The organism is Planctomycetaceae bacterium (genome assembly GCA_021371795.1).
GTDB lineage: Bacteria > Planctomycetota > Phycisphaerae > Sedimentisphaerales > UBA12454 > UBA12454.
Map to the genome: position 1 here is coordinate 170,537 of JAJFVK010000006.1, position 26,204 is coordinate 196,740.

Consider the following 26,204-nt stretch of genomic DNA (forward strand, 5'->3'; position numbering starts at 1 on the left):
AGCATTATAGGTTATAATGTTTTTGTGAACATGGTAACGATATCAGGTGGCGTTACCTTAAAATTAGGAGTATCTATGAATATCAATTATAAAAAAATTGATGAACGACTGATTAGATTTGAGTTTCAGGCAATATCAGAGATATATAAATCATGGGCAGAAGCTGATAAGGATAAATTGGCCAAAACGTATAAAAAGTTGTTGAGCTATAGAAGATATATCTTAGGGATAGAAAATCCGATCTATAAAAAAGGTAAAGATAAAGCACTTTCGCGAGAAACAATCCCACACGAGATTACACAGGATGAATATGATCTTTGTTATGAAGCAGTTAAACAAGCCCGAAAAGATTTGAGAAATAATAGTTTAGAAGATTTAACCATTGAGCATGAAATTGTGGATTCCAAAGGTTCTTCACTAAAGATTCTTGTTCCTTTTCCATTGCCAGTGTATGATAAAGATTGTTTAGTATCTCTTGGAAGAAGCATACCCAAAAATTCATCAAGTAGCACACCTCCATCTACTCTGGCTTATGAAATTGTTGGAAAGCGATTAAATATCAACGCAGAAACTGTTATCAAGCACAGAAAACTCAAGAGTAGGTGTGAGAAAACAAAAAGAAGTTGGCAGTTGCTGGCAACTTCTTTTCTCGAACTCAATTTTTATAAAGACACCAAGACTCAAGCAAGAATTTTAGATTGTCTTCTGTTGTCTGGTTATTCAAGATTTAAACTATATTATCTTATTCAAATTTCTCATTCGATAGACTGGCAAATGAGTTTACGCAGATGGGATGTAGCAACTATTGATAGTCTCTGTAACGCAGTTTGCCCAGATATTAAGGATGGGCCGTTTGCAAAATTGATGCAAGCATAGCGATATAACGCCAAGCATTTTCTTGGTTTATATGTTTCAAATTTTCCATCCAAACCGCAAGCGTGGTACCTGCCCATTTGTTCTTTAACCGGACGGCAGGGCGGCGGTATTTTTTCATGTGGAAGTTTACTACAAAGGCGTTGAATTGTGGTACCGGTAAAAAGTGAGTTTTTGGTGAAGCACCTCTCATAGCAGCGTTCAAAATGGGATGGTTCCATATCTGAAAAGGTATAAGAACGATTTTGGGTTGAAGTAAAACCAATTCTGCAATAACAAACGGCAGGCTGACCGTAAGCCTTTTGATATTGTTGATGTAGTCGCGATTGTTTCGGTTTTTTATACTGAACTTGCACCAGTTTGAAACGGCCAGTGTTTCCAAAAAAGTACGCGGTGTTTTATATATTGGCAAGCCATTTCGTTCTGCCAAGAACAATGATGCTGCAAACAAGCCACCATCGGTCATAGGCTGAATTCCAACATTTGGAAAGGGAGTGGTTGAGTTCTGGCCTTGCTCTTCATAACAAATTCGATAGCGGTTCCATGCTGTTTCTTTTTCAGAAAAACGAGAAGGGGTTTTCGAGTTGTGCAGCCACGATAAGTTTTCGGCACTGGCATAAATGAGTATGCTTTTTCCGGGTTTATATTTTTCACCGATAAGCGGTATTGGTGGATTGAACTGCCAAGCCCATGAGGGGATTTTCTCAAACATTGATATGTCTTTGAATCTTTGTACCAATTGAGTGGATAATTTTTTCATGCCATGTTCCTAAAAAAAGAGAGCGTCAAACCAAGACCGCTCGTCGAACCCCACCACAGGGTATCACAGAACAGCACAAGGCCGACGCTCCCGTTTTGGGAACATGGCTCAAGTACCGCTTCTGTGATTAAAAGCCCGAAGGCTAATGTGGTGTTTTCGACGAAACAGTTAACCTGATACTCACGTATCATTCAGATTTTAAGATTTTACGAAAAATTTCCTTTCAAGACTTAAAATGGACAAAATTCTGGTTCATTTGCGTCCAGTTTAGCGTCAGGGTTAAATAATGGCAAGGGATTTTTTTATGGTTTTGTTGTCTCAAAATGTATGTTGGGAGGTCTTATGTATAGGATATTGGTCTTGTTGTTAGAGATAATCTTTGACTTGTGTAATAAACCTATTTAATATGATTCTACCGAGTGGTTATCATAATTTAAAAATTAAGAGATATGAGATTAAAAATGGGTTATCAAAATCATATTAGATACATCCAAATTACTATTGGATATACCCTTATGATTGCTTTTGTTGCAATCGTAATTATAACAATAGCTTCTCTTGTTGGATGGGTTAAATTAGTGCATGAGGATCAGCAATACAAACTATTTGAAATATTTGTTGTAGAGCTTGTAATAGGTGCCTTAGGTTTTTTTACGGTGACGTTTCTTAAGGTTCCTGTTAAAAGAACTGGTCAACATACACTTGCAAACGTAGTGGTTGCGAAAAAAATTAAACTTGGGAAACCAAGTAAATTGGTGGAGATGGCAAGTACTGCTGTTGAAATTAAGAAACATGAGTTCGGTATTATTGAATTTGAATGTATTGACTCCTCTAAAAATGAATAAGATTCGACAGATAAAAGATTTGGATAAGTTGCTTTATGGGACAACCTTAATTCCTAATGGCATTAATGATGTCCAAGTGCTTAATAAAATAAAAAAGCCGCTTGTTCTAGTTAATTTGCGGCCTCATCAATGTTTAAATGTTATACATTATTCACTGTTGCAACGCATATGCGTTTTACATAAATACGGTTTCTATGTAACGATAGTTTTTTATGATAGAACTATTATCTGTGGTCAACTTTCAAGAAGTATAAAAAATGAAAGTGACGCAAAGAATGCGATGGATTGGCTCTATGATGCATTCATGAAATATGATGGAATCAAACAGGATTGCATTGAATTTATACCTGAATCTGTGCTATGGAAAATTTCGGCGATTCATAAAGTGTCATTGCCTTTTTTTTGTGCTATGTCAAATCAAGCACAACTAAACATAAAATCTGAAAATGGCCAATCCCTAATAGCATTATCACAATTTGTTGATTGTTTATTTGGAATTCTTTATGAATCTATACTAAAACCTCAATTTGTGTTTTTTGGGGGGGGGGAAAAAGAGATATGGAGGCAAGCTAGAGATCGAATGACTTTGTGTCAAGCTTTAGGAATAGAAAGTTATAATCATATACCTCCAGTTCTGATCACTTTTCCTACTATAAGTCATTTTGCTTGTGGGCAAACCTTGGGGACTGATTGTGAGGATGATCCGTTTTCTTACCGTTTTGATATTTCAAAATTAAATGAAAATTCTTTATCTAAACAATATCGAGAACAAGTTAGTGAACTTGCATCGCTTACAACAGGCGTAAAGGAAGAACCTTTAACAATAATAAGAAAATTTCGGGGAAAGTATTATGGCTCAAAATGATTTCTATATTCAATATAACAATGGTACTGCTATTTATCTTCCTGCTTATGTTAAGTATTTTAGATATGTCGAAAAAGAAATTGTTGATTTTCTTTCGCAACAAAAAGCTCTGGAGATAATAGTTCCTAAAATTATTTCGTCAGTTGATGTGCAAAGACTAGAGCAGTGTAACCCGCGATTTTATAAAGAATGGGACAAAGAACAATTGAGTGTTTATACGAAAACAGGACAATTTGTTGGTTATCTTGCCCATTGGCAATGTGAACCAGTTTATAAAGTATTAGGCCAATTGCTTAAATATTCTAATGATTGTGATCCACAAGTGTTTTACGATAATAGTGGTTTTTCTTATCGTTATGAAGAAACTAATGATATTTTTAGATTTGATGAATTTAGGCGCATTGAGATTTTTTTGGTCGGTTCCGTTATAAAAATTAAATCTTTTCGTGATATGTTATTGAATTTTTTAAAAAATCTGGTGTTACCAAATTATTCTGAGATTGTATTTAAGCCAGATGAATCCTTTGGCGGAAAAGAAGAAGTTGTTGATTTGGAGGTTGTTGCTGATGGTCGTAGGATAGAAGTGTGTGGTTCTCATGTCCATTATTGTACATTCAAAAATGCAATAGGAATACTATTGGGAGAAAACATAATAACTGCTTGCATTGGGATTTCTCTTTCCAGATTAGCCATGCTATTAACTTTACGAGAACAGATAGCTTCAAAATGCATTAATGCAAAAGATGAGAATCAAGTATTAAATTGTCCGCGTAGTATGTAAAAAGTCATTCGAGCTTAAAATGTTTTTATTGAAGGACTTATGATTTTTCGAAAAGTCTTTTTTTGGTACAGGTTTTTATTATAATGCCGAGTTTTCAAAACGGAATTGATTAGATTACGAAGACTTAACCTTGGACAATGCTGTTGGTAATACTTGCAGGTTGGATAAACAGACACCAGCAGGATATGATGGATAGGATGACTTTTTACAAGGTACTATAGCAACCTAATTGGCTCAAATTTTCGCTTGTCCTAGGCTTGCCGGTATGTCCTAGTTTGCCTCAATTTGCCGCATTTTGCCACTTTCAAAATCACTCGTAAAATCATAAGTGTAATACAGATAAGGAAATACGACTCAAGACCGGTTGCGGCTCATAACCCGGAGGTCGTAGGTTCGAATCCTGCCCCCGCTATTGACGTAAATAAGGCAGTCGCAACGACTTAGTTGCAGCTGCCTTTTTTTGTTTTTTGGCCGGTGTAACTAAATTGTAACTATTTTTAGTGAAATCAGCCGTCAATCACCCGCCTGTAAGCCCAAAAAAATCCTGCCAAAGACAACTTCTGATATGCTTTAAGTTAAGCGTGGAAGGAAGGCTGTTATGGCTTGTCTTTACAAAAGAAAAGATAAATACTGGCTTAGCTATTATTGCGGCAACAGGCAAATGCAGAAGTCGCTTAAAACAAGCGACCTCAAAGTTGCCAATTCCAAGAAAAAAAGAATCGAATACGAGCTTTCACTTGGCGACCTTCATGTCGCAAGCAAATTGCATCTGCCGGTAATACTGTATCATTCCGGCCAAGTGCATCTTGCAGAGTTCTTTGAAAAGTGAATAATGTACCTCATGATTTAATTGGAGCATATCATGAGCATGGAACAAAAATCTGATACAGACCAACAGCAGTTCTGGCAGATGGCAATCGAAACCTGGAAATCCAGCGGTCTTTCCGTACGGCAATTCTGTGCCAATGAAAAAATAACAGAAGCATCGTTTTATAGCTGGCGGGAAAAACTTACTTGTGGCGGCAATAATGAAAATAAGCATGATAAACCAAAGTTTTCGGAATCAGAATTTATAGAGGTTACAATTCCACAGAATAATTCTGCTGCCATAGAACTTTTGCTGACATCCGGCAGTGTTCTAAAGATTCCTGCTGGTATTGACGCCAAAACATTAACTACCATTATTTCAGTTTTACATCAGACGAACTTATGCTAACGCTTCCATCATCGGTAAAGATATTCATCTACTCGCAGCCTGCCGATATGCGTTCAGGATTTAACAGACTTTCGATGCTTACGGAAAGTTTTATGCTCCAAGACCCATTCAGCGGACATCTGTTTGTATTTTTCAACAAGGAAGGCGATAAGTGCAAAATTCTTTTCTGGGACAGAACCGGTTTTGTCATCTGGTACAAACGACTGGAGGAAGGAACTTATGAAAAGCTGCCTTGTGAAAACAAACCCTCTATCGAAGTTGATGTCGCCAAACTTACCTGGATACTTGAAGGTATTGATTTATTCAAAACGAGAAGACGCAAACGCTATCAAAGAGTTTTGAGTTCTTAGTTTTTAGTTCTGAGTTATTGAAAATAGGAATAATTTTTTAAATTATTCTTCATTTATACGACATTTGGCTTGCTTTTACTGCATTTGCTGTTATATTCATATTCATGTCAGGGACGACCAAAATAACATCAGAAACATCTAAAGAGAACCTTCCGAATGATACTGATACCCTAAAGGAAATGGTACTTACTCTGCTTGGTCAAATCGATGATTTACAGGGGCAGTTATATTATCTCAAGCGTCAGTTGTTTGGCAAAAAGAGTGAAAAGCTCAATCCCGCACAGCGTTTATTATTTGAAAACCTGTATGATGAAGTTAAGGCAAAGCTCGAAGAGCAGAAGCAGTCGAAGCCGGAAGTCGTTAAAAACCGAAAGAATGAAAATCATAAAGGCAGGAATCCACTGCCTGCCGACCTGAAACGCGAAATCATTCCTATCGAGCCGTCAGAAGAAGAAAAGTTCTGCGATATACACAATAAGCCGAAGAAGTTTATCGGCACTGAAAAAACAGAAAAGCTCGAATATGTTCCGGCCTCTTTTTTTGTTAAAGTATATGAACGTGCCAAATACGCCTGCGATGAATGCCAGGGCAACATTTCCATAGGTGAACTTCCTCCGATGGTTGTTGATAAGGGGTTAGCATGTGAAGGACTGCTTGCACATATAATAACGAGCAAGTATTGCGACCATGCCCCGTTGAACAGACTTGAAGGTATATTTAAAAGAAGCGGCGTTGATATAAATGTATCGACGATGTGCGACTGGGTAGGAAAATGTTCTGACTTACTTGAACCTTTGGTAAAACGGATGCATCAAAAAATACTCGAATCACCAAAGATAAATTCGGACGATACATCGATACCTGTAAAGAATCCAAACCGCAAGGGTTCTACGTATAATGGTTATTTATGGGTATATATTGACAATAAGAAAAACGTAGTTTTTGACTTTACTCCGACACGATCGAGAGAGGGGCCAATAAAATTCCTTGGAAAATATTGCGGTAAACTGCAGGCCGATGCATACAACGGCTATAATGAATATTTTATGACATCCGGAGCAACGGAGATAGGCTGTCATGCGCACGCTCGCAGAAAATTTGAATATGCAGTTGATAGCGATCCAGTCAGAGCTGCACGATTGATGGTATTGTTGGGCAGGCTTTATGAAATTGAAAAACGTGCGAAAGAAGAAGAATATAATAGTGATAAGTTGCTCGAAGTCAGACAAAAAGAAGCCAAGCCAATACTGAATGAAATTAAGGCTGTTTTCAATGAATACAAAGATTGTGTGTTGCCGAAAAGCCCGATGGGTAAAGCGATTACATATTCATTGAATCAGTGGGAAGCTCTTTTGAGATACCTGGAAGACCCGACCCTGTCCATAGATAATAATATTTCTGAAAGAGTTCTACGGATGGTAGTAATCAGAAGGCTCAATTATATGTTCGCCGGCAGTGAAGCTGGGGCAAGACGAGCGGCAAATATTTATAGTCTCGTAGCCAGCTGCAAATTAAATGAAATTGACCCATTTGCATATTTTAGAGATGTTCTTGTCCGCATCAGCACTCACCCGGCCGACAAAATTGACGACCTACTGCCGAGCAATTGGAAAAAACCTGAAAAAACTGCCGACAAGGCCGCCGCATAATTTTTTTGCAGGGGTGTATTTGCCCGAGACCTTACGTAATACTTGAGGCGTTCTGCAAACATCTTGAGGCGACAAGGACATTTAAATCTTTTAAGAATGATATCAGCAGGCTAAGGACATTCTTTGGCACTATTTGTGATTCACTTCAATTGGGTTATCCCGGTAAAAAAGAATGCAAACAAAAATTGAAAGACAAGTATGATGGAGAGCATGTCAAAGCAGAATTTCTCGAAGATATTGGGCCAGAGGCAATCAATAACTTTATCTCCAAGAGAATAGAATTAAACAACTGGTCGCCAAAATCAGCTAATTTGCTGCGGCAGATTTTGCATAAGCTTTTTGCATATGCTATAAAACATCACGGCTTTCGTTCACGAGACAGACGCTATCCAAACCCTGTTACTTATGTTGAAAGATATAGAGAACCTGCAACTGTGATAAGATTTCTTTCCTTAAAACAGATAGATGAGCAATTAAAAGTTTTGGAAAAGTTTCCTGTTATGCATGCGCTTTGTGCAACATATATTTATGCAGGCTTAAGAAGAGAAGAAGCACTATGGCTGACAAAGGAAGATATTCTTTTAGATAAAAGGCTTATTAAAGTACAGGCCAAAACAATTGATGGTAAATTCTGGCAGCCTAAAACAAAAAGCAATCGTGTTGTTCCAATAAGTAGTGCCCTTTATGAAATATTACAAAGCTATAAATCATCAGGCTCTAAATGGTTTTTCCATTCACCAGAAGGAAAGCAGTGGAACCCTGATAATTTTTCAAATGACCTGCGGGAGATAAATAAGAAAAATAACCTTGAATGGTCATGCCTTGATTTTAGGCATACATTCGGAAGCCACCTTGCACAAAAAGGGGAATCGCTTTATAAGATTTCAAAATTGATGGGCAATTCTCCTGAGATTTGCAGAAAACATTATGCAGCCCTGATTCCGGAAGAAATGGCGGATGTCGTAGAATTCACAGAAAAAACTCCCGTTATTCAAAATGATAATGAAACACAGGAGCTTTTAAGGGAATTACTTTCAGAAATCAAAGGCAAAGGGAATCCCAAAATCAAAATCTCAAGATGATCTGTTAATCGGTGTGTTCCAGAATAACATTCTTGATGAGGGCAGGCGATGTTGGACTTTGAATTATGCTAATGAGTTTCATATGGATATTCTACCTGCCATCCCTGATTATGAAAAACTGAATGATGCCATACTCGTAACCGACAAAAAATTACGAAATTGGCAACATAGTAATCCCAAAGGATATGCTCGTTGGTTTGCAGAGAGAATGAAAGCTATTTTCCAGAATAGGAAAATAGCTCTTGCTGAATCCATAAAAGCAAACGTTGAAGCCGTACCGGATTACAAAGTTCGTACACCGTTACAAAGAGCTGTTCAAATCTTAAAATGGCATCGTGATATATATTTTAAAGATAAAGATAACAAACCCATATCAATTATCATTACCACTTTGGCGGCTCAAAGTTATCAAAATGAAACCGATCTGTTTGAAGCATTAACAAATATAGTGAATGTTATTTCAGATATCAAACGGCTTAAAAATGTCAGCAGCGGTTATTACTATATTCCTAATCCTGTCAATCAGGATGAAAATTTTGCTGATAAATGGAATGAGAATCCGGCTCTTCCATTGGCCTTTTTCAAATGGCTGGAACAACTGAAAGCTGATTTTGGTACCGCTTCAAGCCAGAGGGATGTATATAAAATTGCCGAAGCTTTGAATCCTGCATTTGGAGCAGATATTGTTGAAAAAACACTTCAGAAATATGGTTATGTAGATAAAAAGCCGATTAAAAGTTATCCTGAAGTGACGTTTTCTGCCAGACCCAATAAGCCATGGTCAATATAATATGAATGCCGAAGTTTTAAATAAACATTTCAACAGGTTAAAACAATTATACCCTAGTCTAAGTTTAATAAAAAAGATTAATGGCGAGTGTTCAATAACAGGTAATATAAGCTTTACTGTGAAACACGACGGTAAAGTAGTCAGGGATGATTATGATATTGAAATTATGATTCCTGATGATTACCCGTTATGTCCTCCAAAAGTTATTGAAACAAACGACAAAATTCTACGTTGCCCCGATAATCATATAAATGATGATGGAACATTTTGTTTTGGTGCGCCCTTGGCAGTTAAGCAGACCTTTGTACAAAAACGCGATTTATTGTGGTTTGTTCAGGAACAAATTGTGAGATTTCTTTTTAACCATAGTTATAAGCGTGATTATGGAATTAGACCAGATGGTGAATTATCGCACGGTCCCGAAGGGCTGCTTGAGTATTATTATGAGTTATTTCAGACTCAAGACAATATTACAGTACTGGAATTTCTCCGTCTCTTGTCTCAAGATCGATACAATGATCAAAATTTATGTCCTTGCGGCAGTGGAAGAAAAATTCGAAGATGTCACTATAGGCTCATAAAAAATATCAGAAAGTTATATAAGCCGGAAGAATTTCAATGTGAATTCAGTTGGATTATATCCTTTCTAAATTACAAAGATTATTTTAAAGCATCTTTAATGTTTTCCCAAAATTCAGTTGCTCCATTTATCCAACCTTCGAGATAAGCTTCTTGATCAAAAGCGGGGTCATCGGATTCCAAATTTTTAATTTTATCCTCCAACCAATTATCCCAAACATTGGTGGTATAAATATTAACATTATTACAAACCACTTGGATAATTTCATCGTAGCTCATACTTTTGGCGTCATCTTGTCCTTCTTTATACCCTTCTTCCGTATAGATTTTACCATGTTCAGCTTTTTCCAATCTTAATCGCTCAATAATTTTATTCATGTCTTTTGTCTCCAAATTTTTAATTCTTAATTCCTGTAGAGAGACCTTGTGTTGCAAAGCCTCCTGACAAACGCCTGATATATTGAATGAATCTTTAACCGTCTGAAGCCTTTTAAAAAGGTCATCACTTATTGTAATATTTATTCGTTCTGACATACACATATTCCTTTAATTATTTAAATATATACATATTATATAAATTAAATACACACTGTAAAGAAAAAAAACGTAAAAATATGTATGTTTTTTGTTTTTAACAAAATGAAGCGGTATAAGTATATGTTTAATAAATGGTTATATATGATTTCAGACCTGTAGAAATAGGAAAGACGCCGGATTTCAAAAAATAATTATATCGGAATTTGAAAGAATATACGGACAAAATTCATTTTTAAGGCTAAACGACGCTCGGGTTGTCAACACGACAGTCGTCTGAAAAATGGTACAGGTGAGATGAGAAATGAGATTCCCTAAGTTCCGCAAAGTGACAAACATAATTTTTAAAAAAACAACTTAACCTATTTATTTCTAATTCATAAACATATATCTATTAGCCGTCTTGGTTTTGCATCAAAGGCAGTTTTTTTAATTGACAACAAATTTGTTTTTGTATAATTAATCCGATAATGGGTGTCTATAACTTGTTTATTGTTAATAGTTTACGCCTTTATTTTTTTTAGAAGTTTCACAAGAAAATATATAAAATTAAAAAAAATAACTTGACTTATTTATTTCTAAGTCATAAACATATATTTATTGGACATCTTGTATTTTGCATCAACGGCAGCTCTCTTAATTAATAACAAATTTAATATTGTATAATTATGAGCAAAACATTTTCAATTTTGATCATCTCGGCAATAACTACACACGCAGAGCCGTGTGGTTTTCCTTTAATTAAAAATTTTAAAAAAGAGAGGTGAAACATGCAAGCTGTCAGAAATTCATTGATGCTTTTTATTTTAATTCTGTTTTCGAGTATTGCGAAATCTGATCCAAATAGTATCTGGTTGCTGAATTTTGAATGTGGGTTTAATGCAGCCAGCGATGTGTTTGATTCTAATTTAGGTAATATCACTATTTTAGGTGGGGATCCAAATACTCCATCCTCAGGCCCACGTGTTAAGATTCAATATGATTCTGACTCCGACAGTAATGTTTTGAGAGTAGGCGGCATTGACAGTAACAGTTGCTATCTGGGATACACAGGCTTAAATGATCAAATTATAGCGGCTTGCGGTACAATCTATATTGATTTTAAAATACCCAGCAATCCCAATGATATAAGCGGACCTGCTGCATTTTTCTCTTCAAGCCACATTGATACAAGCTCAACATCCGTAGATGTAAATGATGCATGGTGGATAGGATTAGCTGATAAAAATACTGTTCGTGTATTTTCAAGAAGCATAATTACTGATCCTAACGAAACAGACCCTGATGTTTTAGCAATCTTTGGTGATAAAACCTATGATGCCGATGTTGTATTGACAGCAGGGTGGCATACAATGAAGTTCACCTGGATAGAGGTTCAACCTAAGAAAGCTGCACAGTATGGTGAGCCTGATGACTCCAATTACCCTATCTCTGCAATTCGTGAACGCGCTAATATCGCAATGTACATCGATGATGTTGAGGTCTTGAATGAACCCAACGTGCAATGGACACCTGCAAATAGTCTGCGAAGCTATATCGGTTGTTTTGTCCCTGATCTTGCAACCAGTCTATATCAGGCAGGCAGGCAAAACATTCTTTTAGACAATATTCTGATACCAGAGCCGAATTACAATGATATCATTATTCAGGAATCGCCTTATTCAATTACATCTACCAATATAATCAGTAGTCTTGTTTATATTCCAGCAGGACAGAAGAAAGCTTATTTATCGGTAGAACAAAGATCTAAAAAAAGGGCCACCGACCCTGCTCTGGATTATGAGTATTCCATGAAATATTCCGTTTATGGGAACACTGTTAATTCCACAAGATCGGTAATGAATATAACAGACACACGGGATTTAATTGTTCCCAATGGTGACGCAGTATCCTGGGTCATTACATCTGGTTATTGGTTTGCACCATACTCTGACAATTTTGATTCTAATCAAGCGGCAGTAAATACTGCTCTCAAAGATTTCCCATATGAACTTAAAGCTGACCCCTATAGATTGGTATTTGATGTCAGCAATCTTATAGCTCCTGGAAGATTGAATCTTATCGAGGTTGTCGGTTTGGGTTCAAACCAGCGAGAAATCCGAAATTTTAAACTTCTGACGAGTTTCACTGAAGCTCCAACGCCAAAGGACCCAAATCTTAGGGATACGGTTGTACTCACTAATCCTGTTGTTCCAAAATCAAATTTCGATGTATCTTATACTGCGCGACTTAGTTCCAGTGGAGGTGGCCTGCAGGTTACTGTTGACGGAGATACCTACTATATAGATTCCAAGTTCTCATATCCGAACAGTGCGTTTAGAACATTGCCGGGTAACTCATCCTATCAGAACTGGACAACAATAAATATTGCGGCTGATGGCAATTCCCTTAGTGCGACCACACCTACTTATTCACTTAATCGCGCACTTGTTAAATACTCTGATCATTTTGAGATTGAAGATACAATAACCAACACCAGCCAAAATACTATAGGTATCCGGTTGGGCCACAGTGTGAATATAAGCTCAAATTCATTGATAAATACATATGCCCATGGCCATAAAATGCCTTATAAAACTGAACTTTTCGAGGATACGAACTGGAAAAATAGTTGGAATCCTACAATTTATCTTGCAAGATTGGGGTCAGGATTAGGGCTTCTGGTCAGGGATAAAGTTTTCCGTTCGCATTTGAGCATTCAAATGAAAAGTGGTGCTTACGGTATTCACGATAAATACTTTGCTCTAAGTGCTGGTGACTCATACAAGTTAAAATGGGCAGCTTATCCGACTGCAAATGGCAGCTACTATGATTTTATTAATGCTGCACGAGATACCATCGGCAGTAACTATCTCATAGACGGGTCGGCAATTACATGTTCAAGCCTATATATAGGAAATATGAATAAAGTATCCGATGATGATATCCGCAATCTTGTCCATTGTAATGGCGTAAAATACGCTACAATAGCCACCCTGTATGGAATTAATTCAGATGGAAATAAAGTTGTTGATACTACTGATAACAGGAATACGCTTTTCGGGCCAGCAGTTATTCGTGAAACAACTGATCCAAATGATTATAATAGCTTGTATTATACGAGCTATTGGAATCGTTACTATATTGAAAATACAATTATACCACGTTTTAGAAGTTTAACACCTCAGGCAAAACTGCTTGTGTATCTATATCCATGGTGCAGTTCTGAGGCCAATGCGGTAGATTTGTATCCTGACGATCAGTTCAGAAATGCTGTGGGCACAAACGTATACCATGTAGCTCCTGTCGCGGGTAAGAATACCGGAATAGCAAGTTTCATTACAACTATGCAAAGCAGTTTTGGCGAAGCTATGAGGGCAGCTTATGATTATGGCAGTGAAAAGGCTGATGGTTTTTATATGGACGCCTCTTCTGCATGGACAAGAGCATATGTTTCCTATGATGTCAATAATTGGTGGGATGGTTACACATGTTTAATGGATCTGGGTACAAATGCCAATGACTGGAATGAACCAGGTGCGACTTATGTATATCAGCAGGCACTGACATCGTCGACATTAAGCACACTGGATTATAGATGTCATCAGCGCAGGAAAGTCAGACTCAAAGATTGCCAGACATGGTGTAATTTCCAGCCTTGTACTGAAGAATTTTTGGCCGAACAGGGATATCATTTTGTCGAGAACAGAACAACGAACAATGTTTGTTCGGCACATCTTGGCACGCCTTGTGGGCTTCTTGCTGAATACTGGGGAAGAGAGCCAGGTGATACTGGGCTTGCAAGCTGGTATTCAATTTCGTATGGCGGACTACCTATAGTGCACTCCGTGGCTGCACGTTATACAGATGACAAAGATGGTACAATTTCACAGGATATTTATCCCATAAAGCCTCTTGAACTTTATCCTGGTTATGTACTCGGTGAGAATAAAGCTATCACCACAGTACCCGGCTGGTTTGGCTTCGGCGATGGTGCAGGTTCTGACGCCAATAATCTCACAGTAAGAGTTTATGATGTAAATGGATTCAGGGTTTATCCCGATCCCGAATATTCCATACAGTATAACGCGACTGTCGGCTCAACCGTGGCCTATGTTGATATTGATACAAATAAGAAGGAAATGGCTATTGTATTCCGTTACAAACCGGAGACACCTACGCATTTCCGTCCTTATAATGGACAAACCAATGTTAGTACAGCGGAACGGTTAAAGTGGTGTCCCGGCATAGACGCAAACTCTCAAAAACTATATTTCAGTACAAATCAAACATATATTACAACCAAAAATGCTGCCGCTTATAAAGGCATAATTGATATTGGTGCAAGCTCTATTTATGATCCTGCCCCGCTTGAGCCCAGTACAACTTATTATTGGGGAGTTCAAACACTGGATACAAATGATACTGAGCTTACTTATGTAACTGGAAGTTTTACAACCGCAGCCGCTCAGTGGTCGGTTGATTTTGAAGACGGCTTTACCGCCTCAAGCGGAACTGTTTTGATTCAGGGCGGCGATATAAATCAACCATCAGGAAATTATGCTGAGATATATACTCTTTACGATACTAATGCCGCAAGCAGAGTTGTTAAAGTTGGTCGAACAACACATGAATGCTATTTGAATTATTCCAATCTCGCAACCAGCGTTCTTGGCTCTGAAGGCAGTGTAAGTCTGGATTTCAAAATACCGGAAAACGAAATTACTGAAACAACTGTATTTTTCAATGCCTGCCCGGGCGCAACCTCAAGTGTACCATGGTGGTTCATCGGCATGCCAGCAAAGAATAAACCATACATCCGAAGCTATAGTCCGCTGGGTGGTACAGGAATAGCTGGAGCTAAAAATTATTATACTACACTGGCGAGTCCCCTAAGTACAGGCTGGCATACAATGCTCTTTAAGTGGAAAAGGGTATCAGCCGGAGGTGGCGGTGCAAGGGAACGTGCCGACCTCAAAATGTATATCGATTCTAATCTGGTAATAAATGAGCCAAATGTATATTGGAGTGAACCAAGTTTCAGTCAGTTGAATATCGGCCATCAATGGCTCGGAAGTACGGCTATCAAATCAAGTCATGCGGGATTGATGAATGTACTGCTCGATGATATAGTCATAAAGGATTATAACGAAACCGCTAGTCGCTGGTCAGTCAGTTTTGATGCGAACTTTGCCGCCTCAAGCGGAACAGTTAATATTCTCGGCGGAAACGTGAACAATCCGGACGGCAATAAGAATGTCTATACGTGCTGGGATACAGATTCATCAAATACTGTCGTTAGGGTTGGAAATGACTCCAATGATAAATCATATTTGCAATACAGTAACATTGATTATGCAACGATACTTGCACCACAGGGTTCACTTACGTTTGATTTTGAGGTCAATAATTCGATATCTTCTGGTTATGCGGTTCTCTTCAACGCATCAAAGGGCTCAGGTTCGGCACCTTACTGGTGGATAGGATTCGCAAATAGTACTACACCATATATCCGTTCTTACAGTAACATCGCTCCTTCCGGTGATACCGGCTCAAAGAATTATTCCGCGACATTGCCAAGTGCTATAAGCAATGGATGGCATACGCTGCAATTCAAGTGGAAACGGACTGTTGCATATAATGCTGCATCAACGCCCAAGGTCCGTGAAAGAGCGGATATTGAGCTGTTCATAGATGGTAATAGTGTCATCAATATGGATAATGTTTTTTGGAACGAACCGGATACACGAAAAATTCATGTGGGTTGTTTCTGGATAGAAGGTTTAGGCTTGCCATCTTATGAATGTGGCGAACAAAATATATACATAGACAATATTATAATAGAAGATTTCAATCAGACTACAAGCAGATGGTCTGTTGATTTTGATGACGGTTTTACTGCCTCAAGCGGAACAGTTGCTACTTCCGAAAGTGATGTTAATCACCCGGCTTATGCTGATGTCTATATAATTCATGACAGTTCAGGAACAAACATGGTTAAGGTTGGACAAAGCGGCTATCCAAGTTATTTGAATTATTCAGACTTAGCCTCATCTGTTCTTGGCGATCAAGGCACAATTTCAATGGATTTGTATGTTGCTGGAAATGTAAGCGGTACTACAGCTTTGCTAAGTTCCTGCCCTGAGGCAACCGCTTCTGTGCCATGGTGGTTTATCGGCATAGGGAAAGGAGCTGGGACTGAAAATATTCCATATATACGTACAAACAGTTCTATTGGCGATATAAACGATACCGGTGTTAAAAATTATTATAATACGGCCTATTCAATTTCAACAGGATGGCACACACTTAAATTCCGTTGGAATAGGACCGAACCTGTTCGAAGTGATGCTGATCCTGAAATACGCGAAAGGGCGAATCTGCAAATGTGGATCGATGGTACCAGTGTTCTTGATGTAAATGACGTACTCTGGAGCGAAGTTAGGAATACAAGTATCAATGTTGGCGGAATGTGGCTTGGCAGTACCGCCAATCCAAACTGTGAAGCAGGCGAACAAGGTATTCTGATAGATAATATTACAATTACTCCATAAATATGTAATAATCGCAGGTACTGTAGTATCGCATTATGCGACAGTCTGATATGAGTGCTTAATATAGAAATTGATTGGTGAGGCACTGGCAACTTATCTTCAGCCTTTGAGACGAAAAGATGGGCAGTATGATGGACTGGTTGGCGGAGTTAAAGGAGATAAGTTACCTTGAAATAGGTTGCCAAGATTTTTATCGTTTAAAGGATTTTGCAATAAAAATCTTCTACTTTTTTCAATGTGGCAAGGATATCATCGATTTCTTTTTGGTAATAGCTTTCATGAATAGCGATATTGAAATGATTATCCGTGACTTTGATAGTGTTTTTTAAATTGTATTCTGGATTCTTATTGCCTTTATAATCAGAGCATTGCCATGGGAAGCTGCTTTTGCCGAATACTGCTTTATTTACAAACCATGGTTTTTCACATTGTATATGTCGATAATGCGGATTGACCGGAAGCCCTTCTGCTGTAAGAGCTTTGCAAAAAGTATCCTTATCAACTTTCAGTTTGTCCAAATCAAGTTTAATACGTAAAAACCAGTAAGAACATTCTGTGCCAGACACCTGCCAGCCTAATGAAACAGCTTTAAAATCTTGTAAACCTGTTTTAATAGATTCGCCAACCTTACGGCGATTAGAAATGATAGCAGGTAATTTCTTCAACTGAGCAATGCCAATCGCTGCTGAAAGTTCATTGAGATTACAGTTAATACCTGCGACAACATTATTAGTCTCAGTTAAATTAAAAGGCTTTCCTCTATCAGCAAATCTCTTTGCCTGCCAATGTAATTTTTCATTTTTAGTGTAAACTACTCCGCCTTGGCCGCCAGTACAATGGTGCTTACCAAACATAGTTGAAAAGGCTGCGATATCGCCTATTGTGCCGACAAGTCTGCCTTTATATTTTGCTCCATGAGCCTGGGCGCAGTCTTCAATAACATACAGATTATGTTTTTGTGCCAATTCTATAATCGGATCCATATCAATAGGCTCGCCACCAATGTGAGCTATTATAATTGCGCGAGTTCTTTTTGTAATTAATGGCTCAATTTGCTCTGCACTTGTATTGTAGCTTTTGGGGTCTGAATCTGCAAAAACAGGTACACAACCGATAAAAAGCACAGGCATTACCCCGCCGGCATCTGTAATAGGCGGGACAATGACTTCAGATAGCGCATCAAGCTGTAACCCGCCTAAGGCACAAAAGACAGCATTAGTACCGGAATTAACACCGTCAGCAAAACCACCCCCCATAAATTCTGCAAAGTCTTTTTCATACTGTTGCTCACATTTGCCGTTATAACCAAAGGCTTCACCTGATTTGAGGGCTTCATTAAAAACTTTTATTGCCGCTTCTTTTTCCTCCTGCCCAATCAAAGCTCGTGCCGGCCAAGGAGTAGTTCTTACAGGTTTGCCACCATCTATTGCTAATTTATTTTCCATTTAGATATCCTTATTTTTCAAAATATTTTCTGCATTAATATATAAGATTTTGGCACTGATATTTTCAGACAGATTTAATTTTTTTAATACGTTAAGTTGCCTGTTGTCAAAATAATCTCTACCAAACATTATTCTATTCTGAAATTCTGTTATAAATTTTTCAGCATATTGCAAATCTCTTTCTAATGCATTACATCCGCTGCCCGCTGAAAGGTCGCAATAAAGATTGTCATACTTACGCATCAATTTAGCCAGTAGGCCTTCCACTTTGATTTGACCTGTTGGATAATAAGTATCAGTATCATTACCCTCAACAGATATAGCTTGCCAGAAGCCGGGGCCGTGGCCGATGAATTTTGTATCAGGGCAGAGCCTGCACATGGTCTCCACAACGGATATATCTCCACCATACCATTCAGGCCAATTATCTATATTGCTTGCGAAGGCATTTATAACCTGCCTGTCATATTGCAGATGGAATAAAACAGGAAGACCGAGTTGACCACAATATTGAAAAGTTGCAATTGCATCGGGGTTGTCGTATCGTAATCTACATTTCAGTTCGCCGTAAATTTTGATTCCATGGAGGTTAATTGCAGCTTTTATTTTAGCGCGAACAAATTTATCTCTTGGGTCTGGTGCCCAACCGCCGATAAACCTATCTGGATATTTATGTAATCCTTCAACCACCATCCACAAAGGAGCACACAAGCCTCGAGGGTCCATCACCTGATGATAAATCGGAGCGATATCAAATTCTTCTTTGGATATTTCCCATGCCAGAAGCCATGTTTTTTCAATTCCGTATTTGTTCATATTTGCAATGAGAGCATCAATATTATGGCCGTGCCAATTGGGATGATTGTGAATATCTATGATTTTTGTTGGCATAAATTATCTTTCTACATTTTCAATTTTGCCGGAGGCGATGGATTTTTCCATTGCTTCGAGAACTTGAACTGGTTTGAGAATATTTTCATATTTTTCCGGTTCAATACCACTTTTAAACATTTTTGTAAATGTTTTTATGCCGTTTAGATATGGGTTTTCATCATAAACTATGGTCTGTTGTATAAAACCTTTAGTGCACATAGCATCTATGAAAAAACCATGATGACCCTGTTTTACAAGATTTAAAGTAACAATTTTACCATCAGAGTAAATCATCTGGCCGGTGGAACCATTGCCATTTTTTGTAATTAAAACTTTTACTACATTATAACCGAAAACATTTAGAGCGGCGTCGACCTGATGAATACCATAAAAAAATACTCCTCCCCATTTGCTTTTTAAGTCTGCCGGCCCATACATGGTTCCCGCAAGAACATCGCCATTATTGAAGAGTTTTTTTGTAAACTCTATAAAAGTTTTCTGTTTTGGAATTACGCTGAAACTTGTAACGGGAGTGCCATATTTTTTTGCGATTTTTAGAAACTCTTTTCCTTCAGCATATCTATAGCAGAAAGGTTTGTCGATAAAGCAGGGTATTCCCTTTTTAACAAATGGCAATGCAGACTTTAAATGATATTTACCGTGCCTGTGGTCTACAATAAGGGCATCTATTTTGCCAAGCATCTCTATGGGCCTTTTAACCATGTTAGGTATTTTTCCTTCTTTGGCGGCTTTTTGAGCATATTCATCCGTCTCGCCCCAGACGTAATCTACAGTGAAGCCTTTAATTAACTTCTCAACATTGATAGTGTGTGCTATTCTGGTTGTGTGGCTGTTCTCGGCTCCAATGATTCCTATTTTCATTTTAATCCTTTTAAAATTATAAATTTATTTTCAAAAGTTCAATAGCATTCTTATATAAAATGAGCTCTCTTGTCTGTTTGGACATTTTTATACTATTTATTTTGGCCAATTGAGATGCGAAACTGCGACCCTGGGCGTCAGAGCCATAAACAATTCTTTTTGGACCAACTTCTTTCAAAGCCGTTTCCATAAATCCTTCTGTCGGGTCAAAACCAGCGGTATCAATTATAATATTGGTAATTGAACTTACTGTTCTGATGCCTTTTTGCCAATTACCTCCAGAATGGGCCATGATAAATTTCGCTTTAGGATAATGGATTGCGACCTCGGCCAAATGCCGCGGCAGGCTCTCATTTTCATAGTTGCCAGACGCTTTTTCCCAGGTATGCTGAAGAATTGGAATATCAAGTTTGATGGCATTTTCTATAATCGGGTAAACCAAAGGATCATTGCAGCGTGCAGCTACCCATAATTTTATCCCTCGCATTCCGGCTTTGAAACATCGATGCATCTCTTCTATACTATTTTCATTATTTGGATTCAAATAGCAAAAACCTGTTATTCGCTTCGGCCAATGGTTGACAAGTTTTAATACATAATTGTTAGCTTGTTTAATTTCGTATTCTGTTGGATTATGCTGCCATTTCTGCCCCATGGATGTGCATAAATGGTTTATGCTAAAACGAGCTGCGGCTCGAAGTATTTGCACGGTGTTATCAGAAATTCCGTCAAGTAAATGCGTATGGATGTCAATAATCATTGAACTTTTCCGAGAAAATTTTCGGCATTTTGCCATGCTATTTTATCAAATTGTTGTTTGTTCAAATTGGATTCTTTCAATTTGTATGCAGCACTTAAAGAAATAAAAAGAGGCGTATTACTGCCAAAAACAATCCTGTCAACTCCGGCAGTTTTAATTAGATTATTAATGCAATTAACACCTTCAACAAAAGATATGTCGATGAAACAGTTTTTAAGGTGACGTATTGTTTTAACATTTTCGAAAGCTTCATTTAAAGTTTTTAAATTAATAATACAAACCCTCAACTTTGGGAACGTCTTTAATATTTGGGGAATTGCTTTAATATTTGAGTCGGGAATTATAAAATTTGAAGGATGCATTCGGATATCATAAATACGAGGAGCTATCTGAACTGGAATATTTAACTTCTGTAATTTACTTAAAAGTTCAAGGCAGCATTTATCTGTAATGTTATAGCCGTGATATCCGGGGAAAAGTCTGACACCGGTAGTTTTTAGTGTCGTGACACATTCGTCCATATCTTTCTTCCAGCCTGGAAAAGCAGGATTGATTATTGAAAATAACAAAAATTTTTTCTTGTGTTTTTTTACTATTTTATGAAGATACCTGTTTGCCGACTGAACATCTTTGTAAAAAATTCCTTCGATAGCGGCAACGCACGATTTAGATATGTCCATTGTGTTCATCAGTTTTATAAGATTTGATGAGTTGTCATATTTAAGTTTAGCAAAAGGCCAGTTTCCAAGACTGACATTTATATCAACAAACATTTTTATCTTCCTGAAATTTCGAGAATAGCTTTTTCGATTCTTACAAGGGCTTCCTCTATATCGTTTTTTTTATGTGAGTAGTTTACATAAGGAACATGGTACATTGAAATATTATTTTTATAACAAGCATTGAAAAATGCCTGCTTAGTCTTAAAATCTGCGAAATTGATATAAGGGCAAACATTAAATCCTTTTATTGTTGCGTCTACTTTATATTTTACAAACAGGCTGTTTACCTTTGGCCAAATAGTTTCTGCAATCTGCCAAAGATACGGGATAACATTATTGTTTTTAATAAAATTTATACAAGCTTTAGCCGAGGCAAGTGAAAGCGTTTCCCCTCCAAAAGTTGAGGAAATCCCAATTTTTCTTGAGGAATCTATGAGTTCACTTTTACCAAGATAAGCTGATAATGGCATTCCATTCGACAATCCTTTACTGAAAACCGCCAAGTCGGGCATAAAATCAAAGTACTGATGAGCTCCGCCCAGTGCTAATCTGAAACCGGTAACGATTTCATCCATAATCATAAGTGAGCCATATTTCTGAGTAAGAATCCTGATTTGGGGCAAAAAATCTTTTCCTTTTGCCATTTCGGGGTAATCTGGTGCAATTACAACAGCGGCAATATCCTTACCGTATTTTGAAAAAGTCTGTTCCCATGTGGTAGTATTTGCCCATGGCAGGGCACTGTGCAATGCGAGGATTTCTTCGGGCAAGCCAGCCTCTGCTCGAGCGTTTGTCAAACCTGCTGGTTTGAACCCTGAATTAGTAAAACTGTTTAGCCAGCCATTGTAACCACAGTGAATTATTTTTTTACGACCAGTAGCATTTCTTGCGATTTTAATGCATGCTGCTATGGCTTCTCCACCGGTTTTCAAAAATCGTACTCGTTCGGCGCACGGGATATTATCTACCAAGAGTTCAGCAACTTCACCTTCGAGCTGATGCGGATGACCAAAAACAATCCCATTTTTTAACTGATTTATAATAGCTTCGTCTGTTTGCGGAAAACAATAACCCAGTAAAACAGGGCCTAAGCCGTTACGAAAATCTATATATTCATTTCCATCTAAATCCCATACTCTGCATCCTTTGCCTCTTGCGATTTGTGCAGGCTCGGAATCTTCGAATAAGGGCGTTTTTGAACTCGTTGAAGTGCCCTGAGGGATATACTTGGTGCTTTCGTGATATTTACGCCACGATAGAGGCGCACCTCTTACCGCCTGATTGGTTCCATCGTTTTTCATAGTCTTACCTTTAATCACTTTAAGTATAAATATGCATGCTGCTGAAAAATTAAATAATTACTTACAGAATCATTTTAATAAAAAGAGCAAATTAAATCAATAGTTTTATAAATTTATTTTTTTAAAAAAGTATACAAAAGAATAGTTTTGTGTAAGTGCTTGCAATTGATAGTGTTACGAAATAAAAACTTTTTTATGTGTTTTTTAAAAAAAAGCTTGAAAAGGTTTTGGATTATTAGTAATATAGTTGTAAACAATTAATTATAAATTAGGCATATGGAAAATTAACTATGTCAAACGTAATTACGACAATGGATGTGGCTAAAAGGGTTGGAGTAGCCCGCTCTACAGTAATAAATGTTTTGAATAAAAAACATTCTTCACGGTATTCCGATGATACGCGAAAAAAGATATTCGAAGCTGCCGATGAAATTGGTTACAACATCGATTTAATGGCTCGTGCCATTAAAAGTACCTTGAAGCATATCGGTTTTGTTACCAGCGGCATAGATGGGCTTGACACATCTGTTATGAGAGAAATTCTAAATGGCAGTGAACGGGCGGCAAATGAACAAGGCTACCTGGTAATGTCCACCGGGTTGTCAAATAAGCTTTATCACAAACTCGATGACTGCATACGCGAAGCAAATGACAACACTCAAAAGATTATAAATCTGATATCAAGCAGAATTTTAGACGGTTTGTTGATTGATAAGACCCGGCTTGCAGACCCCCAATTGGAACTGCTCCAAAAATCAAAAGTTCCTTTTGTGGTTATTAATAGTTCGCCTGTCATGGAAAGACAACTGCATCAGTCGCTATATTGGGTTGGAATTGACCATAAAAAAGGCGGCCAGATTGCTACGGAGTACTTAATCGGCTATGGACATAAGCGAATAGCAATGATAATTCCTGCCATATCTCATTACAGGCTATATGACAAAAATGACCAGATTGTCGATTTTGGTCCGGGAATGGTTCTCGACCGTTCAATGGGCTATAAAGCTGCTTTGCAGAATTCAGGTTTTGAAGTTAATGATGATTTAATATTTGAAGCTTCGCCTTCAGAACGCATGTCTTTGTTGAAAGTAGTTGACCAAATTTTAAGACTGGAAAACAGGCCTACCGCAATATTTGTGGCTGATGACAACATGGCAGTATTGACTATAAACTATTTGAGGGAAAGAGGTTTTAAGGTTCCTGGAGATTTTTCCATTTTAGGTTATGGCAATTTATCTGCCTGTTATTCGGCGGTACCAAAATTAACCACAGTAGATATCCCATGGGCAGAGATGGGTTATATGGGGTTTAAAATACTTGTCTCGCTACTGCTGAATAAAGATAAAGAACAGGTTGAGCATTTTAATATTTTAGAGCCGGAGTTATTGGAGGGTGCCTCTGTATCGGCTCCATGTGATAGAAATAAATAAAAATTATTAACGGAGAGGATTATGAAAAGAAAAAAGTTGATGAGGGCAAAGGCATTTACTCTTGTTGAATTGCTGGTTGTTATTTCGATTATGGCGATGTTGCTGGCTATTTTGATGCCGGCTTTGCAAAAGACACAGGAATCAGCCCGAAAAGTGGTTTGTTCGAGCAATCAGAAGCAAGTAAGTGCGGGATTTTCTCTTTATTGCACAGCAAATGGAGGCCTATTGCCTCCTTACATGACAACTCCGGTTTATGAGCCAAATCATACATGGTTTGCGCTAATTAGTCATTATTTCAGCCAAACAATAAAAAAAGTGGGAAATACAGAAGTTGCAGTGCTTATCTGTCCTTCGAGAAGGGCAAAATATCCAAAAACACTTGGCACTCAGCCTAATATGGAAGGGACATTTGCAGCTGTTGATTATGGGGTCAATTATGGAATGAATGAAGGTTTGATTAATGCTGTACTGCCGTTTAGTTCAAGTACTGTTATTCGTTATCCCTGGTCGGCTTCTCCGCCTAACGGCTATGGGGGGGTAACGTCTGCTAAATACGAAGAGGTTCGTAATCCCAGTCAGATTTTTTTGGCAATGGACTCAGCAGTTTATAAAACGGGAGAAGGTTATCGTGTTGGTCCTGTAATTTTTGCGCCTTATAACTACGAATCAAAAAGAGAAAATCAAAAAAGCACGCACCCACTGGATTATGATTTTGATGGCGATGGGCTGTTAGACAGCAATAAAGCAATATTAGAAGGAAAATCTTCGGAATTGCCATATGCGTATAATGGTTCCGACCATAAACGGCATGGTTCGGGTCCTGTAGTAATATTTGTAGACGGCCATGTAAGGCAGGTGAGGACTGCAGACTGGATTGAAAAAGACCATTGGGCATGGAAATGATTAGCGAGTTTTTTTATAAGGAGGAATAGTAATGATGAAAAAGAAAATACCGTATAAATTATATCTGATGTTTTTAACTGTTTTTATTTCAACCGGTATGTGTGAAACATTGCTATGGAAAGTTGATTTTGAAAATGGTTTTACTCCCGCAGTTGGCGGTGGTACGGTCGATATTGTCGGCCAGGGTACATATGTAAATATATTATATGATAACGACCTGCAAAGCAATGTAGTGCAGGTCGGTCTGCCCGGCGTTACAGGTAGTCCTGCCTGTCGTTTGTCTTATACGAATATAGACTCTTCGATATTTGGCAAACGCGGTAAAGTAACGCTCAAATTTAAAATTGATACATCTTTAGAAACGCAGACTAATACGGCATTTGTCAGTGCCAATCCAGGTACAGGTTCAATTTATTATCCTTACTGGTGGATGGCTTTTGCAACAACGCCTGACATCGTTACTGGTGATCCTGTATATGATTATCCTCTTACAACGACCTGCCAGATAACAGGTGATCCTTACAGTGGTGCTCGTTATTATCCGCCGTCAGCGGGAATTTATCCGCCGCAACCTTCGGGTGAGCCTGCTTTGCAGGACAGACTACCTTATGGAATAACTGCAGGTTGGCATACTTTTGAGTTGATTTGGGCGCAGGTTGAAGAGGGGGACCCGAATGTTTGGGGTGTTCCGCGAACGCGTGCAGATTTAAGAATTTCCATCGATACAGATCCTAACCTTGTTCTTGAATACAAAAATGCTCTTTGGCATCCGCCGGGTTTATTTACATTGCTTAATATTGGTTGTCAATGGCTTGGCAGCGGGTCAGCGACTTATCAAGCAGGTTTGTCAAACAGGTTCATAGATGATGTTTGTATCTGGAGCTATGACCCTCCTCAATGCGGCGCTCTTGGTACGGTTTATATCGAAGGCGATATTAATAAGGATTGCAAGTTACAGATCAAGGACTTTGCCCTGCTTGGACAGGATTGGATTAAATGTAATGACCCTAATAATATTGATTGTCAATAAG

General features: G+C 38.0%; 24 protein-coding genes. 15 read left to right on the top strand and 9 right to left on the bottom strand.

Annotated features, from left to right (window positions below; all coding sequences use genetic code 11):
- Window positions 1-75 precede the first annotated feature (75 nt).
- Window positions 76-876: a hypothetical protein gene (locus tag LLF92_03360; protein ID MCE5340148.1), complete on the top strand. Its 801-nt coding sequence runs from the start codon at window positions 76-78 to the stop codon at window positions 874-876.
- On the opposite strand, the gene LLF92_03365 is transcribed toward LLF92_03360, so the two are convergent.
- Window positions 839-1,633: a hypothetical protein gene (locus LLF92_03365; GenBank protein MCE5340149.1), complete on the bottom strand. Its 795-nt coding sequence runs from the start codon at window positions 1,631-1,633 to the stop codon at window positions 839-841. The two genes, LLF92_03360 and LLF92_03365, sit on opposite strands and share 38 nt — an antisense overlap.
- A gap of 449 nt (window positions 1,634-2,082) precedes the next feature.
- On the opposite strand from LLF92_03365, the gene LLF92_03370 reads away from it, so the two are divergent.
- The 10 genes from LLF92_03370 (at window position 2,083) to LLF92_03415 (ending at window position 9,938) form a co-directional block, all read left to right on the top strand.
- Entirely contained in the window at window positions 2,083-2,478 is a 396-nt protein-coding gene (locus LLF92_03370; protein ID MCE5340150.1) for a hypothetical protein, read from the top strand.
- Window positions 2,471-3,343 (top strand): hypothetical protein, encoded by an 873-nt coding sequence (locus LLF92_03375; protein MCE5340151.1) that lies wholly within the window; start codon window positions 2,471-2,473, stop codon window positions 3,341-3,343. Before LLF92_03370 ends, LLF92_03375 begins: the two co-directional genes overlap by 8 nt.
- Window positions 3,330-4,124, top strand: a complete 795-nt coding sequence (locus tag LLF92_03380) for a hypothetical protein (protein MCE5340152.1) — start codon at window positions 3,330-3,332, stop codon at window positions 4,122-4,124. Before LLF92_03375 ends, LLF92_03380 begins: the two co-directional genes overlap by 14 nt.
- A 598-nt stretch (window positions 4,125-4,722) precedes the next feature.
- Window positions 4,723-4,953, top strand: a complete 231-nt coding sequence (locus tag LLF92_03385; protein MCE5340153.1) for a hypothetical protein — start codon at window positions 4,723-4,725, stop codon at window positions 4,951-4,953.
- 33 nt (window positions 4,954-4,986) lie between these two features.
- Window positions 4,987-5,340, top strand: coding sequence for a hypothetical protein (locus LLF92_03390; GenBank protein ID MCE5340154.1), 354 nt, complete (start codon window positions 4,987-4,989; stop codon window positions 5,338-5,340).
- Window positions 5,334-5,690 (top strand): IS66 family insertion sequence element accessory protein TnpB, encoded by a 357-nt coding sequence (gene tnpB / locus LLF92_03395; GenBank protein MCE5340155.1) that lies wholly within the window; start codon window positions 5,334-5,336, stop codon window positions 5,688-5,690. The genes LLF92_03390 and tnpB overlap by 7 nt, the downstream gene beginning before the upstream one ends.
- 179 nt (window positions 5,691-5,869) lie before the next feature.
- Window positions 5,870-7,339: an IS66 family transposase gene (locus tag LLF92_03400; protein ID MCE5340156.1), complete on the top strand. Its 1,470-nt coding sequence runs from the start codon at window positions 5,870-5,872 to the stop codon at window positions 7,337-7,339.
- A gap of 185 nt (window positions 7,340-7,524) precedes the next feature.
- Window positions 7,525-8,421, top strand: coding sequence for a tyrosine-type recombinase/integrase (locus tag LLF92_03405; GenBank protein ID MCE5340157.1), 897 nt, complete (start codon window positions 7,525-7,527; stop codon window positions 8,419-8,421).
- An 82-nt stretch (window positions 8,422-8,503) separates the two neighbouring features.
- A complete protein-coding gene (locus LLF92_03410; GenBank protein MCE5340158.1) occupies window positions 8,504-9,211 on the top strand; it encodes a hypothetical protein in 708 nt (235 codons plus the stop codon).
- A gap of 1 nt (window position 9,212) precedes the next feature.
- Window positions 9,213-9,938, top strand: coding sequence for a hypothetical protein (locus LLF92_03415; GenBank protein MCE5340159.1), 726 nt, complete (start codon window positions 9,213-9,215; stop codon window positions 9,936-9,938).
- Here the strand turns inward: LLF92_03415 and LLF92_03420 are convergent.
- Together LLF92_03420 and LLF92_03425 are read right to left on the bottom strand one after the other, a co-directional pair.
- Window positions 9,872-10,324 carry a hypothetical protein gene (locus LLF92_03420; GenBank protein MCE5340160.1) on the bottom strand — a complete coding sequence of 151 codons (453 nt, stop codon included), beginning with the start codon at window positions 10,322-10,324 and terminating at the stop codon, window positions 9,872-9,874. The two genes, LLF92_03415 and LLF92_03420, sit on opposite strands and share 67 nt — an antisense overlap.
- Window positions 10,325-11,414: 1,090 nt before the next feature.
- Complete coding sequence (locus LLF92_03425; protein MCE5340161.1) at window positions 11,415-11,579, bottom strand: hypothetical protein; 165 nt, start codon at window positions 11,577-11,579, stop codon at window positions 11,415-11,417.
- Between the two features lie 76 nt (window positions 11,580-11,655).
- On the opposite strand from LLF92_03425, the gene LLF92_03430 reads away from it, so the two are divergent.
- Window positions 11,656-16,857 carry a hypothetical protein gene (locus LLF92_03430; protein MCE5340162.1) on the top strand — a complete coding sequence of 1,734 codons (5,202 nt, stop codon included), beginning with the start codon at window positions 11,656-11,658 and terminating at the stop codon, window positions 16,855-16,857.
- A 197-nt stretch (window positions 16,858-17,054) separates the two neighbouring features.
- Here LLF92_03430 and LLF92_03435 read toward each other — a convergent pair whose 3' ends face one another.
- From LLF92_03435 to LLF92_03460, 6 genes are all read right to left on the bottom strand, one after another.
- Window positions 17,055-18,302: a DegT/DnrJ/EryC1/StrS family aminotransferase gene (locus tag LLF92_03435; protein ID MCE5340163.1), complete on the bottom strand. Its 1,248-nt coding sequence runs from the start codon at window positions 18,300-18,302 to the stop codon at window positions 17,055-17,057.
- Window positions 18,303-19,193, bottom strand: a complete 891-nt coding sequence (locus LLF92_03440) for an amidohydrolase (protein ID MCE5340164.1) — start codon at window positions 19,191-19,193, stop codon at window positions 18,303-18,305.
- Window positions 19,194-19,196: 3 nt separating this feature from the next.
- Window positions 19,197-20,057 (bottom strand): Gfo/Idh/MocA family oxidoreductase, encoded by an 861-nt coding sequence (locus tag LLF92_03445; protein MCE5340165.1) that lies wholly within the window; start codon window positions 20,055-20,057, stop codon window positions 19,197-19,199.
- Window positions 20,058-20,073: 16 nt separating this feature from the next.
- Complete coding sequence (locus LLF92_03450; protein ID MCE5340166.1) at window positions 20,074-20,817, bottom strand: amidohydrolase family protein; 744 nt, start codon at window positions 20,815-20,817, stop codon at window positions 20,074-20,076.
- Window positions 20,814-21,497: an amidohydrolase family protein gene (locus tag LLF92_03455; GenBank protein MCE5340167.1), complete on the bottom strand. Its 684-nt coding sequence runs from the start codon at window positions 21,495-21,497 to the stop codon at window positions 20,814-20,816. Before LLF92_03455 ends, LLF92_03450 begins: the two co-directional genes overlap by 4 nt.
- Before the next feature lie 95 nt (window positions 21,498-21,592).
- Complete coding sequence (locus tag LLF92_03460) at window positions 21,593-22,840, bottom strand: aminotransferase class III-fold pyridoxal phosphate-dependent enzyme (protein ID MCE5340168.1); 1,248 nt, start codon at window positions 22,838-22,840, stop codon at window positions 21,593-21,595.
- A gap of 290 nt (window positions 22,841-23,130) precedes the next feature.
- Here LLF92_03460 and LLF92_03465 point away from each other — a divergent pair, with 290 nt between their 5' ends.
- Genes LLF92_03465 through LLF92_03475 form a run of 3 tightly spaced genes read left to right on the top strand, consistent with a single transcriptional unit; the run spans window position 23,131 to window position 26,203 of the window.
- Window positions 23,131-24,270, top strand: a complete 1,140-nt coding sequence (locus tag LLF92_03465; protein MCE5340169.1) for a LacI family transcriptional regulator — start codon at window positions 23,131-23,133, stop codon at window positions 24,268-24,270.
- A gap of 21 nt (window positions 24,271-24,291) precedes the next feature.
- Window positions 24,292-25,173, top strand: a complete 882-nt coding sequence (locus LLF92_03470; protein ID MCE5340170.1) for a type II secretion system GspH family protein — start codon at window positions 24,292-24,294, stop codon at window positions 25,171-25,173.
- 31 nt (window positions 25,174-25,204) lie between these two features.
- The gene (locus tag LLF92_03475; GenBank protein ID MCE5340171.1) at window positions 25,205-26,203 is read left to right on the top strand and encodes a hypothetical protein; all 999 of its coding nucleotides are present in this window, start codon (window positions 25,205-25,207) and stop codon (window positions 26,201-26,203) included.
- The last annotated feature ends 1 nt before the right edge of the window (window position 26,204 follow it).